This is a genomic window from Chryseobacterium sp. AG844 (assembly GCF_003182335.1).
Lineage (GTDB): Bacteria > Bacteroidota > Bacteroidia > Flavobacteriales > Weeksellaceae > Chryseobacterium > Chryseobacterium cupriresistens.
In genome coordinates this window covers 35,513-53,741 of record NZ_QGTV01000018.1, presented here as the reverse complement: position 1 = coordinate 53,741, position 18,229 = coordinate 35,513, and the positions used below count along the sequence as shown (strand labels likewise).

General features: G+C 37.0%; 18 protein-coding genes. 15 read left to right on the top strand and 3 right to left on the bottom strand.

Annotated features, from left to right (window positions below; all coding sequences use genetic code 11):
- Nucleotides 1–119: 119 nt before the first annotated feature.
- The gene (gene pheS, locus DEU40_RS16610; protein WP_110010876.1) at nucleotides 120–1,130 is read right to left on the bottom strand and encodes a phenylalanine--tRNA ligase subunit alpha; all 1,011 of its coding nucleotides are present in this window, start codon (nucleotides 1,128–1,130) and stop codon (nucleotides 120–122) included.
- A 126-nt stretch (nucleotides 1,131–1,256) separates the two neighbouring features.
- On the bottom strand, nucleotides 1,257–1,916 hold the full coding sequence (locus DEU40_RS16605) for a YceI family protein (RefSeq protein ID WP_110010875.1): 660 nt from the start codon (nucleotides 1,914–1,916) through the stop codon (nucleotides 1,257–1,259).
- A gap of 75 nt (nucleotides 1,917–1,991) precedes the next feature.
- Between DEU40_RS16605 and DEU40_RS16600 the strand changes: the two genes are divergently transcribed.
- Complete coding sequence (locus DEU40_RS16600; protein WP_110010874.1) at nucleotides 1,992–2,927, top strand: sulfate/molybdate ABC transporter ATP-binding protein; 936 nt, start codon at nucleotides 1,992–1,994, stop codon at nucleotides 2,925–2,927.
- A gap of 245 nt (nucleotides 2,928–3,172) precedes the next feature.
- On the opposite strand, the gene DEU40_RS16595 is transcribed toward DEU40_RS16600, so the two are convergent.
- Nucleotides 3,173–3,517: a zinc ribbon domain-containing protein YjdM gene (locus tag DEU40_RS16595; protein WP_062675403.1), complete on the bottom strand. Its 345-nt coding sequence runs from the start codon at nucleotides 3,515–3,517 to the stop codon at nucleotides 3,173–3,175.
- Between the two features lie 612 nt (nucleotides 3,518–4,129).
- Here DEU40_RS16595 and DEU40_RS16590 point away from each other — a divergent pair.
- From DEU40_RS16590 to DEU40_RS16525, 14 genes are all read left to right on the top strand, one after another.
- Nucleotides 4,130–5,335, top strand: a complete 1,206-nt coding sequence (locus DEU40_RS16590; RefSeq protein ID WP_110010873.1) for an RsmB/NOP family class I SAM-dependent RNA methyltransferase — start codon at nucleotides 4,130–4,132, stop codon at nucleotides 5,333–5,335.
- 186 nt (nucleotides 5,336–5,521) lie between these two features.
- On the top strand, nucleotides 5,522–7,189 hold the full coding sequence (locus DEU40_RS16585; protein ID WP_110010872.1) for a GLPGLI family protein: 1,668 nt from the start codon (nucleotides 5,522–5,524) through the stop codon (nucleotides 7,187–7,189).
- A 321-nt stretch (nucleotides 7,190–7,510) separates the two neighbouring features.
- On the top strand, nucleotides 7,511–9,178 hold the full coding sequence (asnB, locus tag DEU40_RS16580; protein WP_110010871.1) for an asparagine synthase B: 1,668 nt from the start codon (nucleotides 7,511–7,513) through the stop codon (nucleotides 9,176–9,178).
- Nucleotides 9,179–9,602: 424 nt separating this feature from the next.
- A complete protein-coding gene (locus DEU40_RS16575; RefSeq protein ID WP_227944262.1) occupies nucleotides 9,603–10,445 on the top strand; it encodes a hypothetical protein in 843 nt (280 codons plus the stop codon).
- Between the two features lie 138 nt (nucleotides 10,446–10,583).
- Complete coding sequence (locus tag DEU40_RS16570) at nucleotides 10,584–11,987, top strand: MFS transporter (RefSeq protein ID WP_110010869.1); 1,404 nt, start codon at nucleotides 10,584–10,586, stop codon at nucleotides 11,985–11,987.
- A gap of 160 nt (nucleotides 11,988–12,147) precedes the next feature.
- A complete protein-coding gene (locus DEU40_RS16565; protein ID WP_110010868.1) occupies nucleotides 12,148–13,023 on the top strand; it encodes a pirin family protein in 876 nt (291 codons plus the stop codon).
- A 154-nt stretch (nucleotides 13,024–13,177) separates the two neighbouring features.
- Nucleotides 13,178–13,489: a GNAT family N-acetyltransferase gene (locus DEU40_RS16560; protein WP_110010867.1), complete on the top strand. Its 312-nt coding sequence runs from the start codon at nucleotides 13,178–13,180 to the stop codon at nucleotides 13,487–13,489.
- 60 nt (nucleotides 13,490–13,549) lie between these two features.
- Entirely contained in the window at nucleotides 13,550–14,449 is a 900-nt protein-coding gene (locus tag DEU40_RS16555; protein WP_110010866.1) for a pirin family protein, read from the top strand.
- A gap of 17 nt (nucleotides 14,450–14,466) precedes the next feature.
- The gene (locus tag DEU40_RS16550) at nucleotides 14,467–14,997 is read left to right on the top strand and encodes an NADPH-dependent FMN reductase (RefSeq protein WP_110010865.1); all 531 of its coding nucleotides are present in this window, start codon (nucleotides 14,467–14,469) and stop codon (nucleotides 14,995–14,997) included.
- Nucleotides 14,998–15,576 (top strand): TMEM175 family protein, encoded by a 579-nt coding sequence (locus DEU40_RS16545; RefSeq protein WP_110010864.1) that lies wholly within the window; start codon nucleotides 14,998–15,000, stop codon nucleotides 15,574–15,576. It abuts the gene before it with no gap.
- A gap of 1 nt (nucleotide 15,577) precedes the next feature.
- The gene (locus DEU40_RS16540) at nucleotides 15,578–15,796 is read left to right on the top strand and encodes a (4Fe-4S)-binding protein (protein ID WP_110010863.1); all 219 of its coding nucleotides are present in this window, start codon (nucleotides 15,578–15,580) and stop codon (nucleotides 15,794–15,796) included.
- Nucleotides 15,796–16,191, top strand: a complete 396-nt coding sequence (locus DEU40_RS16535; protein WP_110010862.1) for an OsmC family protein — start codon at nucleotides 15,796–15,798, stop codon at nucleotides 16,189–16,191. The genes DEU40_RS16540 and DEU40_RS16535 overlap by 1 nt, the downstream gene beginning before the upstream one ends.
- Nucleotide 16,192: 1 nt before the next feature.
- Nucleotides 16,193–16,480, top strand: a complete 288-nt coding sequence (locus tag DEU40_RS16530) for a GNAT family N-acetyltransferase (protein WP_171006298.1) — start codon at nucleotides 16,193–16,195, stop codon at nucleotides 16,478–16,480.
- A gap of 185 nt (nucleotides 16,481–16,665) precedes the next feature.
- Nucleotides 16,666–18,225, top strand: a complete 1,560-nt coding sequence (locus DEU40_RS16525) for a sodium:solute symporter (RefSeq protein ID WP_110010861.1) — start codon at nucleotides 16,666–16,668, stop codon at nucleotides 18,223–18,225.
- Nucleotides 18,226–18,229: the final 4 nt, after the last annotated feature.

Sequence of the window (18,229 nt, the reverse complement as noted above, 5' to 3'; positions counted from 1 at the left end):
ATGGGCATAAGAAACAGACACGTGTAAATTCTTCAATAAGATCAGTTTTTAATTACGTTTTGTTTCTTAGGTCAGTAATTAAAAACAAAAAACCTCCGGAGCTCCGGAGGTTTGATTTTTTATAGCGTTTTGAATTGTTCAAGTGTTCTGATATCATTTTCGAAGAACATTCTGATGTCACTCATCTGGTAAAGAAGCATCGTGATTCTTTCAATACCCATTCCGAATGCATATCCTGAATATTTCTCAGCATCGATATTCACATTTTTCAGTACGGCAGGGTCTACCATTCCGCATCCCATAATTTCCAGCCATCCTGTACCTTTTGTAATCCTGTAATCTGTTTCTGAGTTTAATCCCCAATACACATCAATTTCAGCACTTGGCTCTGTGAAAGGGAAGAAAGAAGGTCTCATTCTGATTTTAGATTTTCCGAAAAGCTCAGTAGTAAAGAACTGGATTGTTTGCTTCAGGTCTGCAAAGCTTACATTTTCGTCAATATACAGTCCTTCAATCTGATGGAAAATACAGTGAGAACGTGAAGAGATTGCTTCGTTTCTGAATACTCTTCCCGGAGATAAAATTCTGATAGGCGGCTGGTTTTCTTCCATATAACGCGTTTGTACGGAAGAAGTATGCGTTCTCAAAAGAATATCAGGATTCTGCTCAATGAAGAATGTATCCTGCATATCTCTTGCCGGGTGATATTCCGGAAGGTTAAGCGCGGTAAAGTTATGCCAGTCATCTTCAATCTCTGGTCCGTCTGCCACTGCAAAACCGATAGATTTGAAGATTTCAATAATTCTGTTTTTTACCAGATTGATCGGATGTCTTGAACCCAATTCCAATGGAAAAGCAGGTCTTGTAAGATCTTCCTTTTCAATCACAACAGAAGATGCGGAAGCATTTTTCAAATCCTCCAGTTTTACAGCCACTGCCTGCTTCAAAGTATTGATTTTCTGTCCGAATTCTTTCTTTTGGTCGTTAGGAACTTCTTTAAATTTTTCAAAAAAATCATTCAGAACCCCTTTTTTACCGTTGTACTTGATTCGGAAGTTTTCGATCTCTTCCTTAGAGGTAGCATTGAAGCCGTTTACTTCGACCAGTAGTTCTTCTATCTTTTCTATCATTATTTTACCCTTTCAAAATGTTTTGCAAAAATACGATTTTAAGTTGAATAATAAGTCCGTCAAAAAAAAATCTGCCTCTTTTTCGGGAGGCAGACTTCAATCACTTATTTCACTTAAATAAAAAAATTATTTCTTTTCTAAAGCTTTAACGCTGATCTGAAGAGTTACCTCGTCTTTGATTACACCGTTTTCAGCAGGAGCCTGGAACTTTACTCCAAACTCTTCCCTCTTGATATCTTTCGGCTCAGTAGCTACACTTACTTCTCCATCTTTCACAGAAACATTAGCTTTAAACTGAACAGGTTTTGTAATTCCTTTAATGGTTAAATTACCATCAAGAAGAGTATTATAATCCCCTTCTGTAGCCGGAGTAACCTTTGTAATCTCATAAGAAGCTGTTGGGAATTTTTCAACTTCAAAGAAATCTCCGCTTTTCAGGTGGCCATTTAATTTCCCTAAATCTTCCGGGCTGTCTTTCAGGTCCACAGAAGTTAAAGAGTTCATATCAGCAACGAATTTTCCGCTTTCCAGTTTTCCGTCTTTCACCGTCACATCTCCGCTTTCAAACCTGATGGTTCCAAAATGGCTTGTATTCTCAGATTTAAATACTTTATATCCCTTCCATTCAACCTTACTGTTTAGGGTATCCAAAGTGAACTGGCTACCTTCTTTGGTAGTCGTCACTTCATTACTTTCACTCGTAAGTGGTTTGTCTTTTTTACAAGAAACCACTACAGCAGCAATAAATAATGCAGGAATAGCTAACGAAAACAGTTTTTTTCTCATTTTTGATTTATTTTTATTAGTTCCGCTAATATAATAAAAAAAATTATGTTTTCATAAAAACCTTACATTTGTAATATGCTATTAGAAATAAACAATTTATTTTTCTCTCATAACAAAGAAAATCCCCTGTTTCAGAACCTTAATCTAAGGTTTGAAGAAAACAGGATTATAGCGCTGGCCGGTGAAAGCGGATGTGGAAAATCTACTCTTCTCAACCTTATCTATGGTCTTTTGGATTGGGAAAAAGGAGAAATAATTTTTAACGGAACAAAACTTTTGGGACCGAAAGGAAATCTTGTTCCCGGAGAACCTGAAATGAAATTCGTAGCCCAGAATTTTGATCTTATGCCTTACGCTACGGTTGCCGAAAACGTAGGAAAATTTATTTCTAATATCAATTTAAAACAGAAAAAAGAAACCGTAACGGAGCTTCTGGAGGTGGTGGGACTTCAGGAATTTGCCAACGTACTACCTAAATTCTTAAGTGGCGGACAACAGCAGAGAGTGGCTATTGCAAGAGCATTATCTGTACTTCCCAAACTTCTTATTTTAGATGAACCCTTCAGTAATCTGGATTTTCCTAGAAAAATTGAACTGAGGGAAAGACTTTTCAGATATGTAAAACAGCATGGAGTTTCTTTAATAATTTCCACGCATGAGCTTCAGGATATTATGCCATGGCTGGACCAGATTGTCATTCTGCAGGATGGAAGATTGATTCAGAATGACAGTCCGGAGGAAACCTACAGACACCCTTACAATTCTTATGTTGCTAAGCTATTCGGGGAAGTGAATATTTTCAGTGAAGCAGAAGCAGAAGATTTCCAGCTTACCAAATTCTCTTATTATCCCAAAGAAATCAGGATCACAGAAACCGGTCTGGAAGCTGAAGTACTTGAAAGCAGATTTGCAGGAAATTATTATTGGAATAAGTTAAAAGCAAAAGAAAAGGAGCTTGTTGTGTATACGGATGAGAAAATATCAGGAACGATCTGTATTTCGTTTATATAGGGGAAATACAAATTACACATAACTTATACATTCACTTATACTTATCAATAAAAAAAGCACAAACGCAAGAAGCTGTTTTAAAACTTTTTCTTACATTTGTACCTCTAAAGTATAAGGAAATTTTTGGTTAATTCTCTTTCTGCCTTCCAGACGGACATTAGCAATCTTGCAATTAAGTCTGTTGAAAGATTACACTGTCCAATTTTTTCCTTTTCTTTATTTTCAGGGAATAGAAAAACGTTTTCTTATGCTTTCTTTACAAATTCTGACTTAAGAGCCATTGCTCCGAAACCATCAATTTTACAGTCAATATTGTGATCACTTCCCGGTCTTAAACGAATATTTTTCACTTTAGTTCCTGCCTTTACCGGTTTTGGCGCTCCCTTTACAGGTAAATCTTTGATTACCACTACAGAATCACCATCCTGAAGTTCATTTCCATTGGAATCCAAGATTTTTCCTTCATTTGCGGCTTCTGCAGCGGCTTCTGCCGGATCCCATTCGTAGAAACACTGGGAACATACCATCATATTATCGCTCGGGTATGTAAACTCAGAGCTGCATTTTGGACAAATTACTGTGTCACTCATATTTTTATTTTTTGCAAAGGTAGAACTTTTTAGAGGTTGAAGTCAATAGATAAAGCTCAGTATAGTAGATCATAAGCCCCTGTTAATTTTACACAGGTAGGTGAATTAACACAAATTAAATAAACTTGCTGCAAAGAAAATAAAGTATAGTAATAAACAGTGTATATTTTGTCAGCAAATATTTTTCATTAAGCAAAAAACACAGGTTTATCCGTCTTAGAGAAAGGCTATCGTCAACAAATAAAAAATATAAATAATCAGAAAATCTTTACAAATTCAGCATTAAAATTTATTTCCACTATACAAAAAATTAATAAACACACAGACCATTCACTACTGAATCTCAGATTGTCAATAGTCAATTTTTGCTTTGAAAAGTGAATCGTGAATGCGCAACCTTCCATTAGAAAACTGATCTGTATAATATATAATTACTCATAACCTCGCAACTGGAAACCCGAACTCCAAACCTCGCAACCATAACCCGAAAATTTACAAGCGAAGCGGATTGATCATTCACAATTCACAACCCTTCATCAACTCTCCCCACCCAAATTCCAAACTCTCAATTAAAAGTCGTATTTTTGCAGATTCAAACAGCGAAGCAAATTTATGGAACTTATTCACAGAAACTTGGCAATCGGAATTCACGATGCCTTACAGGAGACATTTTTTGAGAAAAACAAATATGCCGATAAAGTTATTGAAAGACTTTTGAAAGCCAACAGAAAATGGGGAAGCCAGGACAGAGCCGTTGTTTCTGAAATTTTTTACAATATTATCCGTTGGAAAAAACGCCTTGAATACTATATGGGTGAAGGTGTAAAACCCAACAATATCTACAAACTGATTATTGCGTATTTACTTTGGAGTAAAACCAATTATAAAAAATTCGAAGAATTTGACGGAATCAAAATCGCCGATATTCTTACCAAACTTAAAAAGAACACTGTTCCTACAAAAGCGATAGAACACTCTATTCCTGAATGGCTTGCTGAAACTCTTGAAAAAGAACTGGGTGCCAGCTGGGAAAGAGAAATGATTGCTTTAAACGAGCAGGCTCCTACGGTTTTAAGAGCCAATTCTTTAAGAACAACCACCAAAGAGCTTATCTCTGATCTTTCAGATGAGGGTGTTATTTCTTATCCTGTTAAAGGTTATCCTGACGCTGTTCAGCTGGAAGAAAAGAAAAATGTTTTCCTTACCACAGCTTTCAAAGAAGGATTATTTGAAGTTCAGGATGCTTCTTCTCAGAAAATCGGGTATTTTCTTGATGTAAAAGAAGGACAAAGGGTAGTAGACGCCTGTGCAGGTGCGGGAGGAAAAACATTGCACTTAGCTGCATTAATGAAAAACAAAGGTCAGATCGTAGCATTAGACATCTTTGAATGGAAGCTTGCTGAACTGAAGCGTCGTGCCAAAAGAGCCGGAGCCCACAACATTGAAACCCGTATGATTTCCGATAACAAGGTGATCAAAAGACTTCATGAAAAGGCTGACAGACTTCTTATTGATGCTCCATGTTCAGGTCTTGGGGTTTTAAAAAGAAACCCGGACAGTAAATGGAAAATTGATCAGGATTTTATTGACAGAATAAAAAAGGAACAGCAACAGATCCTTCAGGATTATTCTAAAATGCTTAAAAAAGGAGGAAAAATGGTGTATGCAACATGTTCTATCCTTCCATCTGAAAACAATCTTCAGGTAGAAGAATTTATCAAAAACAATCCGGGATTCAAGATGATTAAAGATGAAAAAGTAATGCCTAGCGAAGGATATGACGGGTTCTACATGGCTTTGATTGAGAGAGTTTCTTAATCTGATCCTAATAACAATATATTAGACTACTCTATTTTTTGGAGTAGTTTTTTTTATTTAAAATCTTTCAAAAAAAATGTAACATTTTTTGTAACATTTACAGTACGTTTTCTACTAACTGTATAGATTAAACCGGTTTGACGCTGTGAGAAGTTAAGAGTAACTTTGCAGCAAACTCATTTATTTATGCATACAAGAATTGTTTTCAATTTTCTGGCTGTTTTTTTATACTGTCTGTTTTCTGCACAGACCTATGAAATTCAGTACTCCAGTTCTTATAACGGAAAAGCATTAACTGATCAGCCTTCTACAATTATCTGGGTCAATGAAAAAGAAAATTTCATTCTTAACAGTACAATCAGAGAACAAAAAAGCAGCTATCCTTATGAAATCACTAAGGTGGAAAAGCCATCCAATACTATAGTTTCTTATGCCTTTTTAAAACCCGGCTCAATCATCTCAACCTCAGATGCTGAATCTGTAGGAAAACAGGATTTTGAACTGGCCAATGAAACGAAAAAAATCCTGGGATACAACTGCAAAAAAGCCGTTACGAAAGTCAATTCGAATACCATTGAAGTCTGGTATACGAATGACTTGAAGCTGAAAGGCGGCCCATCTGTATTGGGGCAGAATTTAGGATTGGTTCTGGAAGTGGAAAGAAATAAGAACTCTTTAACGACTGCCGCTTCAATCAAAAAAATAAAGAATACCGGAATTGAAAGTATCATAAAAGGAGAAATACAGACAACTGATCAGCTGGGATATAAAGACCTTCTTTGGAAAAGCAGATTTACCACGCTGAATGTTTTTGAAAACGAAATCATCAATTTCTCTGATGCCTCAAAATCTGACGGCCAGATAAAAAGATACGCCAAGGGAACTATTATCCTAAAAAAAGTAAAATTTCCTGCTATTACAGAGGGAGAGACTATTTTTGCAGAACTAAAACAGCAGTCGAACGGAGATGCGTATGACAGAACCGGAACTGTATTTTTTATTCCGCAGGATAAAGAAAAGTCTTTTTTTGACGGCCTGGAAAAGGGAGCAAAAACACTTCCTCTTTACGAAAACGGAAATGGGAAGCAATATTACGGAGTAGCCACTACCAACAATTATAGCCCTGCCATGGAAATGATGCGGTTCTTTACCGCTTTTGGCATTCAGAAATTTAATCATATTCAGCTTAAGGGAAAAGACTGGCAGACCATCAGCCCTTACCGGCAGGATATTACAGAATTGAAGCCTGCTCTATCCGGAAAAGAGCTTTGGATAGGAACTTTTATTGGAAATTATGATAAAGGTGGACACAAAGTAAGTCTTGATATTACGATTCATAAAAGCGATCAAAACGTTAATAAAAATAATGTAGCCATCCCGTTATTCAACACTTTAAACATTATGGAAATGGCAGGACAGGACTATTCTACCATGTTCAGTCAGGACAAAGGTCTTCTTGTTGATTTCACTTTGGATAAAGATCTTAAAAACGCTCAGCTAAGATATACCACAACGGGTCATGGCGGATGGGAAAACGGTGATGAATTTGTTCCAAAAACCAATTCTATATTGGTGGATGGAAAACCTGTATTTTCATTTGTACCCTGGAGAACAGACTGTGGCTCATATCGTTTATACAATCCGGCCTCCGGAAATTTCCAGGATGGTCTTTCGTCATCAGACCTCAGCAGATCAAACTGGTGCCCGGGAACGGTTACCAATCCTGATTTCATTCCTCTTGGAGATCTGAAAGCAGGAAAGCATACGATTCAGGTAAAAATTCCACAAGGTCCTACTGAAGGAACAAGCTTCAGTTCATGGAATGTTTCCGGAGTATTACTGGGGGTTCAATAAAAACAAAACCTTCTTGCATGAGAATTGCAAGAAGGTAAAAACACAAATGATGAAAAAAAATTATTTCGAGCCACAAAGTAAGGGGTAAAATTCATATAATTACTTACCATAGATTAATAAATATGTCATTTTTATTTCGTATGGGGATTATGCAATTTTAGTCGCGACGAAAAAAATTAATCAAAAACATCATAATTCAAATAAATAGTTAAAATTTTTAACTTCAAAACACAAATTGATTAAAAATTTTCTCATTTAAACATTTTTAATTGTTATTTATAAACATCACTTCTACTTTTGTCTCATAAATAATAAAAAATTATGTGTGGAATTGTATGTTTATTTGACGCCAAGCAAAAAACCGAAGTATTAAGACCTCAGGTATTGGAAATGTCAAAAAAAATCCGTCACAGAGGACCGGATTGGAGTGGAGTTTTCCAGGATGAGAAAGTCATTTTTTCTCATGAAAGACTTGCCATTGTAGATCCAACTTCCGGAAAACAACCTTTATTTACGAAAGACGGAAAAGTAGTATTAGCCGTAAACGGTGAAATCTACAACCATAGAGAATTAAAAGAAGAATTTCCTGATTATGAGTTTCAGACTCAGTCGGACTGTGAGGTCATCCTTGCACTGTACAGAAAATACGGAAAAGATTTCGTAGAGAAACTCAACGGAATTTTTGCCTTCGCTTTATATGATACTGAAAATGATGTTTATCTTATTGCCCGCGATCATATGGGAATCTGCCCGCTTTATCAGGGTTGGGACAAAAACGGAAACTATTATGTCGCTTCAGAATTAAAAGCTCTTGAAGGGGTATGTAAAAAAATAGAAACATTCCTGCCCGGTCATTTCGTTTACAGCAAAGATGGTGCTGAGCTTCAGCAATGGTACACAAGAGACTGGGACAGCTTTGATCATGTAAAAGACAATGAAACGGATATTTCAAAACTGAGAAAAGGTCTAGAAGATGCCGTTCACAGACAACTGATGAGTGATGTTCCTTATGGAGTACTTCTATCAGGAGGTTTAGATTCATCGGTCATTTCCGCTATTACTGCAAAATTTGCCCGCCAGAGAATTGAAAGCGGCGATACACAGGAAGCATGGTATCCGAGACTTCACAGTTTCGCCGTAGGATTGGTTGGTTCTCCGGATCTGGCAGCAGCTCAGAAAGCTGCAGAACACATCGGATCTGTACACCATGAGGTTAACTTTACCGTACAGGAAGGACTGGACGCTGTACGTGACGTTATTTACCACCTTGAAACCTATGATGTAACCACCATCAGGGCATCCACCCCAATGTATCTTTTAGCAAGAGTGATCAAATCTATGGGGATTAAAATGGTTCTTTCAGGAGAAGGTTCCGATGAATTGTTCGGAGGTTATTTATACTTCCACAAAGCTCCTGATGCAAAAGAATTCCACGATGAAACAGTGAGAAAACTGGGCAAACTTCACCTTTATGATTGTTTAAGAGCCAACAAAGCGTTGATGAGCTGGGGAATTGAAGGAAGAGTACCTTTCCTTGATAAAGAATTTATGGATATTGCGATGACGCTTAACCCTAAAGATAAAATGATCAATACCGCTGAAGGAAAAATTGAAAAATGGGTATTGAGAAAAGCTTTCGAGGATCTGCTTCCTGATTCTATTGCATGGAGACAAAAAGAACAGTTCTCGGATGGTGTAGGCTATTCATGGATCGACACATTAAAAGAAGTAGCAGAAAAAGAAGTAACGGATGAAATGATGGCGAATGCAAGATTCAGATTCCCGCTAAACACCCCTCAGAACAAAGAAGAATACCGATACAGAACGATTTTTGAAGAACATTTCCCAAGTGAAACCGCTGCAGCTACTGTTCCATCGGTTCCATCGGTGGCATGCTCCACTCCTATTGCTTTGGAATGGGATGAAGCCTTCAAAAAAATGAACGATCCAAGCGGAAGAGCAGTGAAAGTGCATGAAACGTCATATTAGAGAATCGATTGATGAATCGTCAATGGTCAATTCGCTGCGCTTGTGAATTTGTTGCGGGATTCGGGTTTCGGGTTTCGGGATATTTTAACGCAGAGTACGCTAAGATATTTCCATTAGTGTTTAAGAACGATCGCAAAGGCGTTTCACTTAGCAACAGACAAACTGATATCCTCGCTGAACGAAGTGCCCTTGCGAACGAAATATATGGGATTAAAATATAAACCTTGCGACCATAGCGTTTATTTAACCTTGCCAATAATATTAATTCACTAATTAAAATATATATTTTTTTATTCAAACATATAACTCTCTCTGTTATAATTTATCAATCCTGTAGCAATACAGGATTTTTTCTTGAATTAACAATAACAATATGGCATAATTTAACTCACAATCCAAAATAATATCTAATAAATAATTATATTTGGAAAACGAAAATATCAATTATAAAAAAATGAGAAGAAACCTTACTGTTTTATTTGCCTTATTAGCGATTAGTTTTGCTTTTGGACAAGGGAAATACGGCAAATATCTGAATTCAAAGAAGCTTGCTTTGGCTTACAAGAGTGTGAAAGACCAGGATAAGGACGACTACTATCAACAATTCTACTGGCTGGTAAAAGCAGAGCAACTGAAAACTTATCCTCACCTTAAAGATATAAAACCTGTCGTTTTATATGAATTTGTAAAATACGTAAACCCTCAGAATCCGACCAAAAAACTGGATGCAAGAGGCAAAGAACTGAGAGCAACTGCAGAATTATCATTAAATCAATATTTTAAAAATAAAAAATTTGAAAACAATTCTGTATTAATGTACAATCTGGAAACGTATGTAGATCCTTCAAAAGGGCAATATTATACTAAGGTTGATCCGGAAAAAATCAAAGAGCTTGTACCAAAGGAATTATTTGCTTTCAACTCGTTCAACAGAAATATAGGAGAAGAAAAAACCTATTATCTCTGGATTGACAAGAAAAAAGATGATCTTAATATTGTAGATATCATTCCTAGCGAAAAAGAAGACAAAGCTTTTTATACCAGATTAAGACAATATCTTCCAAGCTATAAATTCTCAAAATATGTTCCTACTGTAAAAAAAGGGAACAAGTCTGACAAAACGGATATTGAATATTATTATATCATGCCTTTTGAACAGAATACCGATAACATCGAATACAAAACCAAGGATTTCAAAACTTTCACTTTAAGCCAGTACAGAAAAGCCGGAGATGAATGGAAAGGAGTAGAAAAACCTAGAAAATAAATCAAAAAGTCCTGTGAAATTTCACAGGACTTTTTTAATTTTATATGGATTTCTTTATCTAAGAATCAAAACGCTTAGAGTAAGCGGTTCTTCAAATCAAATAAGTCTGGGAATTTTTTATAACCCAGCCGGTACAAAATGACAGAAGCAAATACACAACAAACCTCCGTAAAAAAAATACTTCCCTTAATTCTGGCCACTGCTATTTTCATGCAAATGCTGGATTCCACAATCCTGAATACTTCCCTGCCTGCAATTGCAAAAGATCTGAATGAGTCTCCCCTCAATATGCAGAACGCTATCATCAGTTATGTTCTGACCCTTGCTGTTTTTATGCCCGCCAGCGGATTTCTTGCCGACCGGTTTGGAACAAAAAAAATATTTATATTTTCTCTGTTATTATTCAGTCTGGGCTCGCTATTTTGTTCTTTGTCTCAAAACCTTACCCATCTTGTTATTTCAAGGGTCGTTCAGGGAGTTGGAGGAAGCCTGATGACTCCTGTCGGAAAACTGGCACTCATCAAAACATTTGACAAAAACGAACTGCTCAAAGCCATGAACTTTGCCATTATCCCGGCACTTATCGGACCTGTACTCGGGCCTTTAGTGGGAGGTTATATGGTAGACTATCTTTCATGGCACTGGATATTCCTGATCAATATTCCGATTGGGGTGCTTGGAATTCTTTTAGGATTAAAATTCATGCCCAATTATAAATCCGATGATGTAGATTTTGATTTAAAAGGTTTCCTGATTTTTGCAGCAGCCTCTCTCCTGCTTTCTGTTTCACTGGAACTTTTCGGAGACATTCAGAATATCACACCTGTCTTATTGGTATTTATCATGGGATTTTTGTTCCTGTACTATTATTATAAACATGCAAAAAGAGGCGGAAATCCTATTTTCCCATTAAATCTGTTTCAGGTAAGAACTTTCCGTGTGGGTATTGTGGGCAATCTGGCGACCAGATTGGGAATCAGCTCTGTTCCGCTATTGCTGCCACTGATGATCCAGATTGCCTATAAACAGTCTGCAGTCACTTCGGGCTGGATCATTGCTCCTATGGCTTTAACAGCTATATTCGGAAAATCCTCGGTTATAAAAATTTTAGATAAATACGGCTATCGTCAGACCTTAATGGTGAATACATTCATTATCGGAACGCTGATCTGCCTGCTTGCTATTCCTGATATCCATACTTCCTTATATTGGTTTATTCCCATTATTGCGGTACTGGGCTTTTTCAACTCTATACAGTTCACTTCCATGAACACTATTTCCATTGCTGATCTCCGAAATTTCCAGACCAGCAGCGGAAACTCATTACTCTCTGTCAATCAACAGTTAGCCATCGGTTTCGGAATTGCTTTCGGACTGATTGTTTTAAAACTGTTCGAAAATACAGATCTGATTAAAGGAGAAATCCATAATGCCTTCCGGTTAACCTTTCTCACGGTAGGAATATTAACAATTTTATCCGGATTGGTGTTCAGAAGACTCCATATTTCGGATGGGAAGAACATGCAGTCTAAGGAGGATTAATCAGGAAAAAAGTAAAATTATAAAAATAATGCATCTATGGCGGATTACTAAGCGGTTCCGCCAATTTATATTCTGTATTCTACCCTTCTACGAACTTAACACAGATCAATGCTTTTCGCATATATGTATGGTAATTTTGTTTACATAAATCAACAATGTGATGGCAACTAAAAAAATAGAAATCGTAGTATCTCCAAAACCTGCGCACTTTGTAGGCGATGGATTCAGGGTTCACAATTTCATTCCGGGAGTTCCTGGATTGGATATGAAAAGAATGGATCCGTTCATTATGCTGGATTATAATTCAAAATTTCATTTCAACGGATCAGACAGACCGAGAGGTGTCGGGGTGCATCCGCACAGGGGTTTTGAAACCGTAACCATAGCATATAGCGGAAAAGTAGAACACCATGACAGTGCCGGCGGCGGCGGTGTTATCGGAGAAGGTGATGTTCAGTGGATGACAGCAGCCAAAGGAGTTCTTCACAAAGAATATCATGAAACAGAGTGGGCAAAAGAAGGAGGAATTTTCCAGATGGTACAGCTTTGGGTGAATCTCCCTGCAAAAGATAAAATGAGCTGCCCAAAATACCAGGCTATTGAAAACTCCAAAATGGAAAGAGTTGATCTCGGTGATAATGGTTTTATTGAAGTAATTGCCGGAGACTATGATGGTCATAAAGGACCTGCAAGCACTTTCACTCCGGTTCACATGATGAACGCAAAACTTAAAGCAGGAGGAAAAGCAGAATTTAATTTCCCTGCCCATTTCAATACTGCGGCTTTGGTTATTGAAGGAAGTATTATTATTAATGGAGAAGAGAACGTTAAACCCGATCATTTTGTATTGTTTAAAGATGAAGGTGAAACATTTACCATCGAAGCAAAGGAAGATGCTGTTGTTTTAATCATCAGCGGTGAACCTATCAATGAGCCTATTTACCCTCATGGTCCTTTCGTAATGAATTCCAGAGAAGAAATCATGCAGGCTTTTGAGGATTTTAATACCGGAAAATTCGGATACCTGGAAGATTAAAAGATTTAAATTTATCTTAATCTTTGATTATTCCTTTTTTATTAACTTTATATAATGGCAAACCTTATAGGTTTTATGAACCTATAAGGTTTAATTGTCTTAACAAGCAATTTCCTGCATTTATAGGAAATGCAGTACCCTTAGTACAAATATTATGAAACCAGAATTTGAAAATATACCTCTTGTAAAAGCTGAAAAAAGATTTGAAATAGAGTTCAACGGACATTATGCGTTCATCGATTACCGTGAAACCATGCACCAGATTTCTTTGATACATACAGAGGCAGAACCGGAACTGGCAGGAACCGGCGCAGCTGCTGCAGTAGTAGAGAAAACATTGAATTTTATTGAGGAAAGCGGAAAAAAACTTCTTCCCTTCTGTCCTTATGTTTTCGCCTTTATTAAGAAACATCCTGAATGGAAACGTATCGTAGATGAGAGATTTGAAGGCTATGACAAACTGTAAATCTTTATCAGAACTCATCATTTATTTTAAATAACAATATCTTAAAAGTATCACATCATTATGTCAAATATTGGACTTATTATTGAAGAAAAAGCAGCAGATATCGGAAATTTTCTGGTAGGAAGACTTCTTCCTTTCCGTGAGAAGAGAGCCGTTGGACCTTTTGTTTTTATTGACCACATGGGACCTTCAGAATTAAAAGATTATCAGAATCTCGATGTTCCGCCACATCCGCATATCGGCTTATCTACATTGACTTATCTGTTGGAAGGGTCTATCTTTCACAGAGACAGCATTGGAAGTGCTATAGAAATAAAACCGGGTGCCGTTAACTGGATGACTGCCGGAAAAGGAGTGGTACATTCAGAAAGAACACCTGAATATTTAAGACACAGTGATAAAAGACTTCATGGATTTCAGATCTGGGTAGGTCTTCCAAAGCATCTTGAGCAGTCTGAGCCTACTTTTCATCATATTGAGGCAGATGAAATTCCGGTTTGGGAGGAAGATGGCATTCAGTATAAATTAATTGCTGGTGAAGCATTCGGAAGAACATCTGCAGTTCCGGTACACAGCAAATTATTTTTCATTGAGATCAAAACAAAAGAAGCTAAGAAAATAAGCATCGGGAAAGATCTTTATGGAGAAGCGGCCATGTATGTTCTGGATGGAACAGTGACTACAGACGGAAACTCTTATGGTTCAAAACAACTGATGATCGCTAAGGATACCAAGCTTTGCGAATTCGAGATGAGTGAAAACGGAACGGTTTATCTTTTCGGTGGCGAACCATTCGATGAAGAACGCTTTATCTTCTGGAATTTCGTTAACTCTGAAAAAGAATTAATTGATCAGGCAAAAGTCAACTGGAATGACCAGAATCACGAAGCATTTCCTTTGGTTCCCGGCGATGAAAATGAATATGTTCCGCTTCCAAAGGCTATTTTAAACAGAAAATAATTTCAGTTCAGATTAACATGAAAATATTAGCATTTGCCGGAAGTACATCTTCCACTTCTATCAACAGGGAACTGGTAAAATTTGTTCTGAAAGATTTTCAGGATGAGGAAATCAATCTGATTGACCTCAACGATTTTACGATGCCTGTATTCTCTGTAGATCTTGAAAAGAAAGGTTTTCCGGATGAAGCCCACAAGTTTTTAAAAGCGATTGAGGAATGTGATGTAATCATCTGCTCACTTGCTGAGCACAACCGTTCTTACAGCTCGGCGTTTAAGAATCTTTTTGACTGGTCTTCAAGGATCAATGTAAAAGTATTTCAGAATAAACCCATGCTTCTGATGAGCACTTCTCCCGGAGGCTATGGCGGCGGAAATGTGATGAATACGGCAAAAACATTTTTCCCACAGTTTGCGGCAGACATTAAGGGTACTTTTTCATTGCCCAAATTCTATGAAAATTTTGATCTGGAAAGCGGGGTCATCAATCCTGATATGCTGAATGATCTGAAAGGTAAAATACAAAACTTTAAAAATCAGATAAAGTAAATGAACAAAGGAAGACTGGAGGCATTCAGTGATGGTGTTCTTGCTATTATTATCACCATTATGGTACTTGAATTGAAAGTACCTGAAGGAAATAGCTGGGCCAGTGTCAAACCTCTTCTTCCTAAGTTTCTGGCTTATATTTTCAGTTTTATTTATGTAGGAATCTACTGGAACAATCATCATCATTTGTTTCAGACAGTAAAGAAAGTAAATGGCAGCATTCTTTGGGCCAACCTTCACCTTCTGTTCTGGCTTTCTCTGATGCCAATTGCTACGGAATGGATCGGGAAGACAAATTTTGCAAAAAACCCCGTTGCAGTATATGGTATAGGGCTCATTATGTCGGCCATTGCCTACACTATTCTGGAACATGTTATTATCCGTTGTGAAGGAGAAGATTCAAAACTGAAAGAAGCCATCCATTCGAAATATAAAGAGTATATCTCAATTGTATTTTATGTCCTGGGAATCGCTACTTCATTTTTTTATCCTTATATTGCCATAGGTTTTTATTATATCGTGGCTCTTATATGGCTGATTCCGGACAGAAGAATCGAAAAAACATTAAAAGAAAATTGATATGGAAACACACGAATATCCTAATGGAAACATTACTGTCATCTGGCAGCCTAAGAAATGCATCCACTCTGCCATATGTGTAAAAACACTTCCAAAAGTCTATAATCCTAAAGAAAGACCCTGGATAAAAGCAGAAAACGCAAGTCCTGAAGAACTTAAAAATCAAATAGACTTATGCCCTTCGGGTGCATTAAGTTATAAATTCAATACAGAAAAATAATGGCGGTAACGGTAAAAGCAAGTTTAGGAAAAACAAAATATTATACAGAAGTAACAGCCGGCGAAAACACAATCATTACGGATGAACCGATTGATAAAGGCGGACAGAACAAGGGTTTCAATCCGCTGGAAATTCTGGCTACGTCATTGGCAAGCTGTACCGCAGCTACATTGAGAATGTATATTGAAAGAAAAGAATGGGATGTGGAAAGCATCAATGTAGAAGTAGAGCTTGAAAATTTCCCATTAACAAAAAGAGCAGTTTTCAAAAGAGAGATCAGCTTTGAAGGTATTCTGGATGATGAGCAGCGTAAAAGGCTGCACACTATTGCAGACGCATGCCCTGTTCACAAAATATTAACCAACGACATAGAAATACTAACTAAATTCTCATAATATGATCGAAGTAAAACAAAACAACGACGAAAAACACGGAAGTTTTGAAGCTTTCATAGATGGAAGACGCGCAGGAATGATGACGTATACCTGGGCAGGAGAAGAAAGATTTATTATAGACCACACCGAGGTGGAAGAAGCTTACAACGGAAAAGGTGTAGGTAAGGAAATGCTTCTGGCAGCCGTAGATTTTGCCAGAAAAAATGATAAAAAGATTATTCCCCTCTGTCCTTTTGCTAAAGCAAGTTTCCAGAAAAGTGAGGAACTTCAGGATGTTTTAGTGAATTAGTCACTGTATTACACCCTTACGATACAACCCTTCCGGACAGTCTCTGGAAGGGTTTTTATTTTTAATGAAAAACATTGGCTGAAAGTAAATTAACAATTGTAATCTGCCAGGAAATGAACAGGTTTTTAAATTCATGATTCACGACTGATCTTTTTTATATATTTGCTAAAATTTAAAAATCAAGAATGAATCCAGGAACTATCCTTTTGTTATTTGTTTTCGTCTATTTTATCGGTCTTTTGGTGATTTCTTATTTCACCAGCCGGAATTCTGATAACCAGTCTTTTTTTATCGGTAACAAAAAGAGTAAATGGTGGCTCGTAGCATTCGGGATGATAGGAACCAGTTTAAGTGGGGTTACTTTTATTTCAGTTCCGGGAACCGTCGGAAAAATGACCGGCTCCGAATATATTTACGGAGGTTTTGAGTACTATATGATGGTGATCGGTTTCTTCATCGGATATTTTATTGTAGCAGCGATACTTTTACCACTTTATTACAAGATGAATCTGACCTCTATATATACCTATCTGGGGAAAAGATTCAATGTGGAGGCACATAAAATTGGTTCTATCTTTTTTATTATTTCAAGAGCAATTGGAGCTACCGCAAGATTATACCTGGTAGTAAATGTTTTACAGATATTTTTACTTGAAGGGTTGGGAGTTCCGTTTTGGGTAACTTCCCTTGTACTTCTGCTGATGGTACTTCTGTACACTTTTGAAGGCGGTGTAAAAACGATTGTTATTACAGATACCCTGCAGACTTCATTTATGATCATCAGCCTTGTAGCTTGTATTGTTTATATTTTATCCAACCTGGATTTATCATTCGGTGAAGCTTATACGATTCTGGAACAGAAAAACTATACTCATTTCATCAATTTTGATCCTAATTCCAAAACCTTTTTCCTGAAAACCATTCTGGGAGGAATTTTCATTACCATTGCCATGACAGGCCTGGATCAGGAAATGATGCAGAAAAATATTTCTGTAGACAACCTTAAGAATTCAAAGAAAAACATGCTGACCTTCGCTGGAACACTTCTTATCGTGAACCTTGCATTCCTGTTCCTGGGAGGGTTGTTATACCTTTTTGCGCTGCAGCATGGAGCGGAATATGGGACTATAAACGGTGAAACGGTAACGAATATTTTCGGATTTAAAGATCCGGCAGGAAACATTAAAAACGTAATGGGAGACGATCTTTTCCCGGCTTTATCGCTTCAGGGATATTTTCCTATGGCTATTTCTGTTATTTTCATCATCGGATTAATTTCAGCCTTATTTCCTTCCGCAGACGGTGCTTTAACAGCTGTAACAAGCTCATATTGTGTAGATTTATTAAACCTTAATGAGGATAAAACCAAAACTGAAAATGAGAAGAAACGTCTTCGTATGAAAGTGCATTTAACTTTCACTGTCGTTTTCTTTATCCTGATCATGGTTTTCAAGGCATTAAATGATAAATCCATTGTGTACCTGATCATGGAAATTGCAGGTTATACGTATGGACCGCTTTTAGGACTTTTTGCTTTTGGAATTTTCACCAGGTTCCAGATTTCAAGAAAATATTCAATTCTTGCGGTAACTATTTTTGCCCCTATCCTTACCTATTTAATCAATCTTGCTGTTACCACGTATACAGATTACAGAATCGGTGTAGAACTGATTGTGCTTAACGGATTGCTGACTTTCATTGGTCTGTGGCTGGTAAAAAACAAGCAGCACTTAAAAGTCGTTTAACACT

Coding starts and splice junctions, on each gene's coding strand:
- DEU40_RS16550 (WP_110010865.1), top strand. CDS start 14,467: ATGAAAATATTAGCATTTGCCGGAAGTACATCTTCCACTTCTATCAAC.
- DEU40_RS16565 (WP_110010868.1), top strand. CDS start 12,148: ATGGCAACTAAAAAAATAGAAATCGTAGTATCTCCAAAACCTGCGCAC.
- DEU40_RS16535 (WP_110010862.1), top strand. CDS start 15,796: ATGGCGGTAACGGTAAAAGCAAGTTTAGGAAAAACAAAATATTATACA.
- DEU40_RS16525 (WP_110010861.1), top strand. CDS start 16,666: ATGAATCCAGGAACTATCCTTTTGTTATTTGTTTTCGTCTATTTTATC.
- DEU40_RS16560 (WP_110010867.1), top strand. CDS start 13,178: ATGAAACCAGAATTTGAAAATATACCTCTTGTAAAAGCTGAAAAAAGA.
- DEU40_RS16590 (WP_110010873.1), top strand. CDS start 4,130: ATGGAACTTATTCACAGAAACTTGGCAATCGGAATTCACGATGCCTTA.
- DEU40_RS16545 (WP_110010864.1), top strand. CDS start 14,998: ATGAACAAAGGAAGACTGGAGGCATTCAGTGATGGTGTTCTTGCTATT.
- DEU40_RS16540 (WP_110010863.1), top strand. CDS start 15,578: ATGGAAACACACGAATATCCTAATGGAAACATTACTGTCATCTGGCAG.
- DEU40_RS16555 (WP_110010866.1), top strand. CDS start 13,550: ATGTCAAATATTGGACTTATTATTGAAGAAAAAGCAGCAGATATCGGA.
- pheS (WP_110010876.1), bottom strand. CDS start 1,130: ATGATAGAAAAGATAGAAGAACTACTGGTCGAAGTAAACGGCTTCAAT.
- DEU40_RS16585 (WP_110010872.1), top strand. CDS start 5,522: ATGCATACAAGAATTGTTTTCAATTTTCTGGCTGTTTTTTTATACTGT.
- DEU40_RS16595 (WP_062675403.1), bottom strand. CDS start 3,517: ATGAGTGACACAGTAATTTGTCCAAAATGCAGCTCTGAGTTTACATAC.
- DEU40_RS16570 (WP_110010869.1), top strand. CDS start 10,584: ATGACAGAAGCAAATACACAACAAACCTCCGTAAAAAAAATACTTCCC.
- DEU40_RS16605 (WP_110010875.1), bottom strand. CDS start 1,916: ATGAGAAAAAAACTGTTTTCGTTAGCTATTCCTGCATTATTTATTGCT.
- DEU40_RS16530 (WP_171006298.1), top strand. CDS start 16,193: ATGATCGAAGTAAAACAAAACAACGACGAAAAACACGGAAGTTTTGAA.
- DEU40_RS16600 (WP_110010874.1), top strand. CDS start 1,992: ATGCTATTAGAAATAAACAATTTATTTTTCTCTCATAACAAAGAAAAT.
- asnB (WP_110010871.1), top strand. CDS start 7,511: ATGTGTGGAATTGTATGTTTATTTGACGCCAAGCAAAAAACCGAAGTA.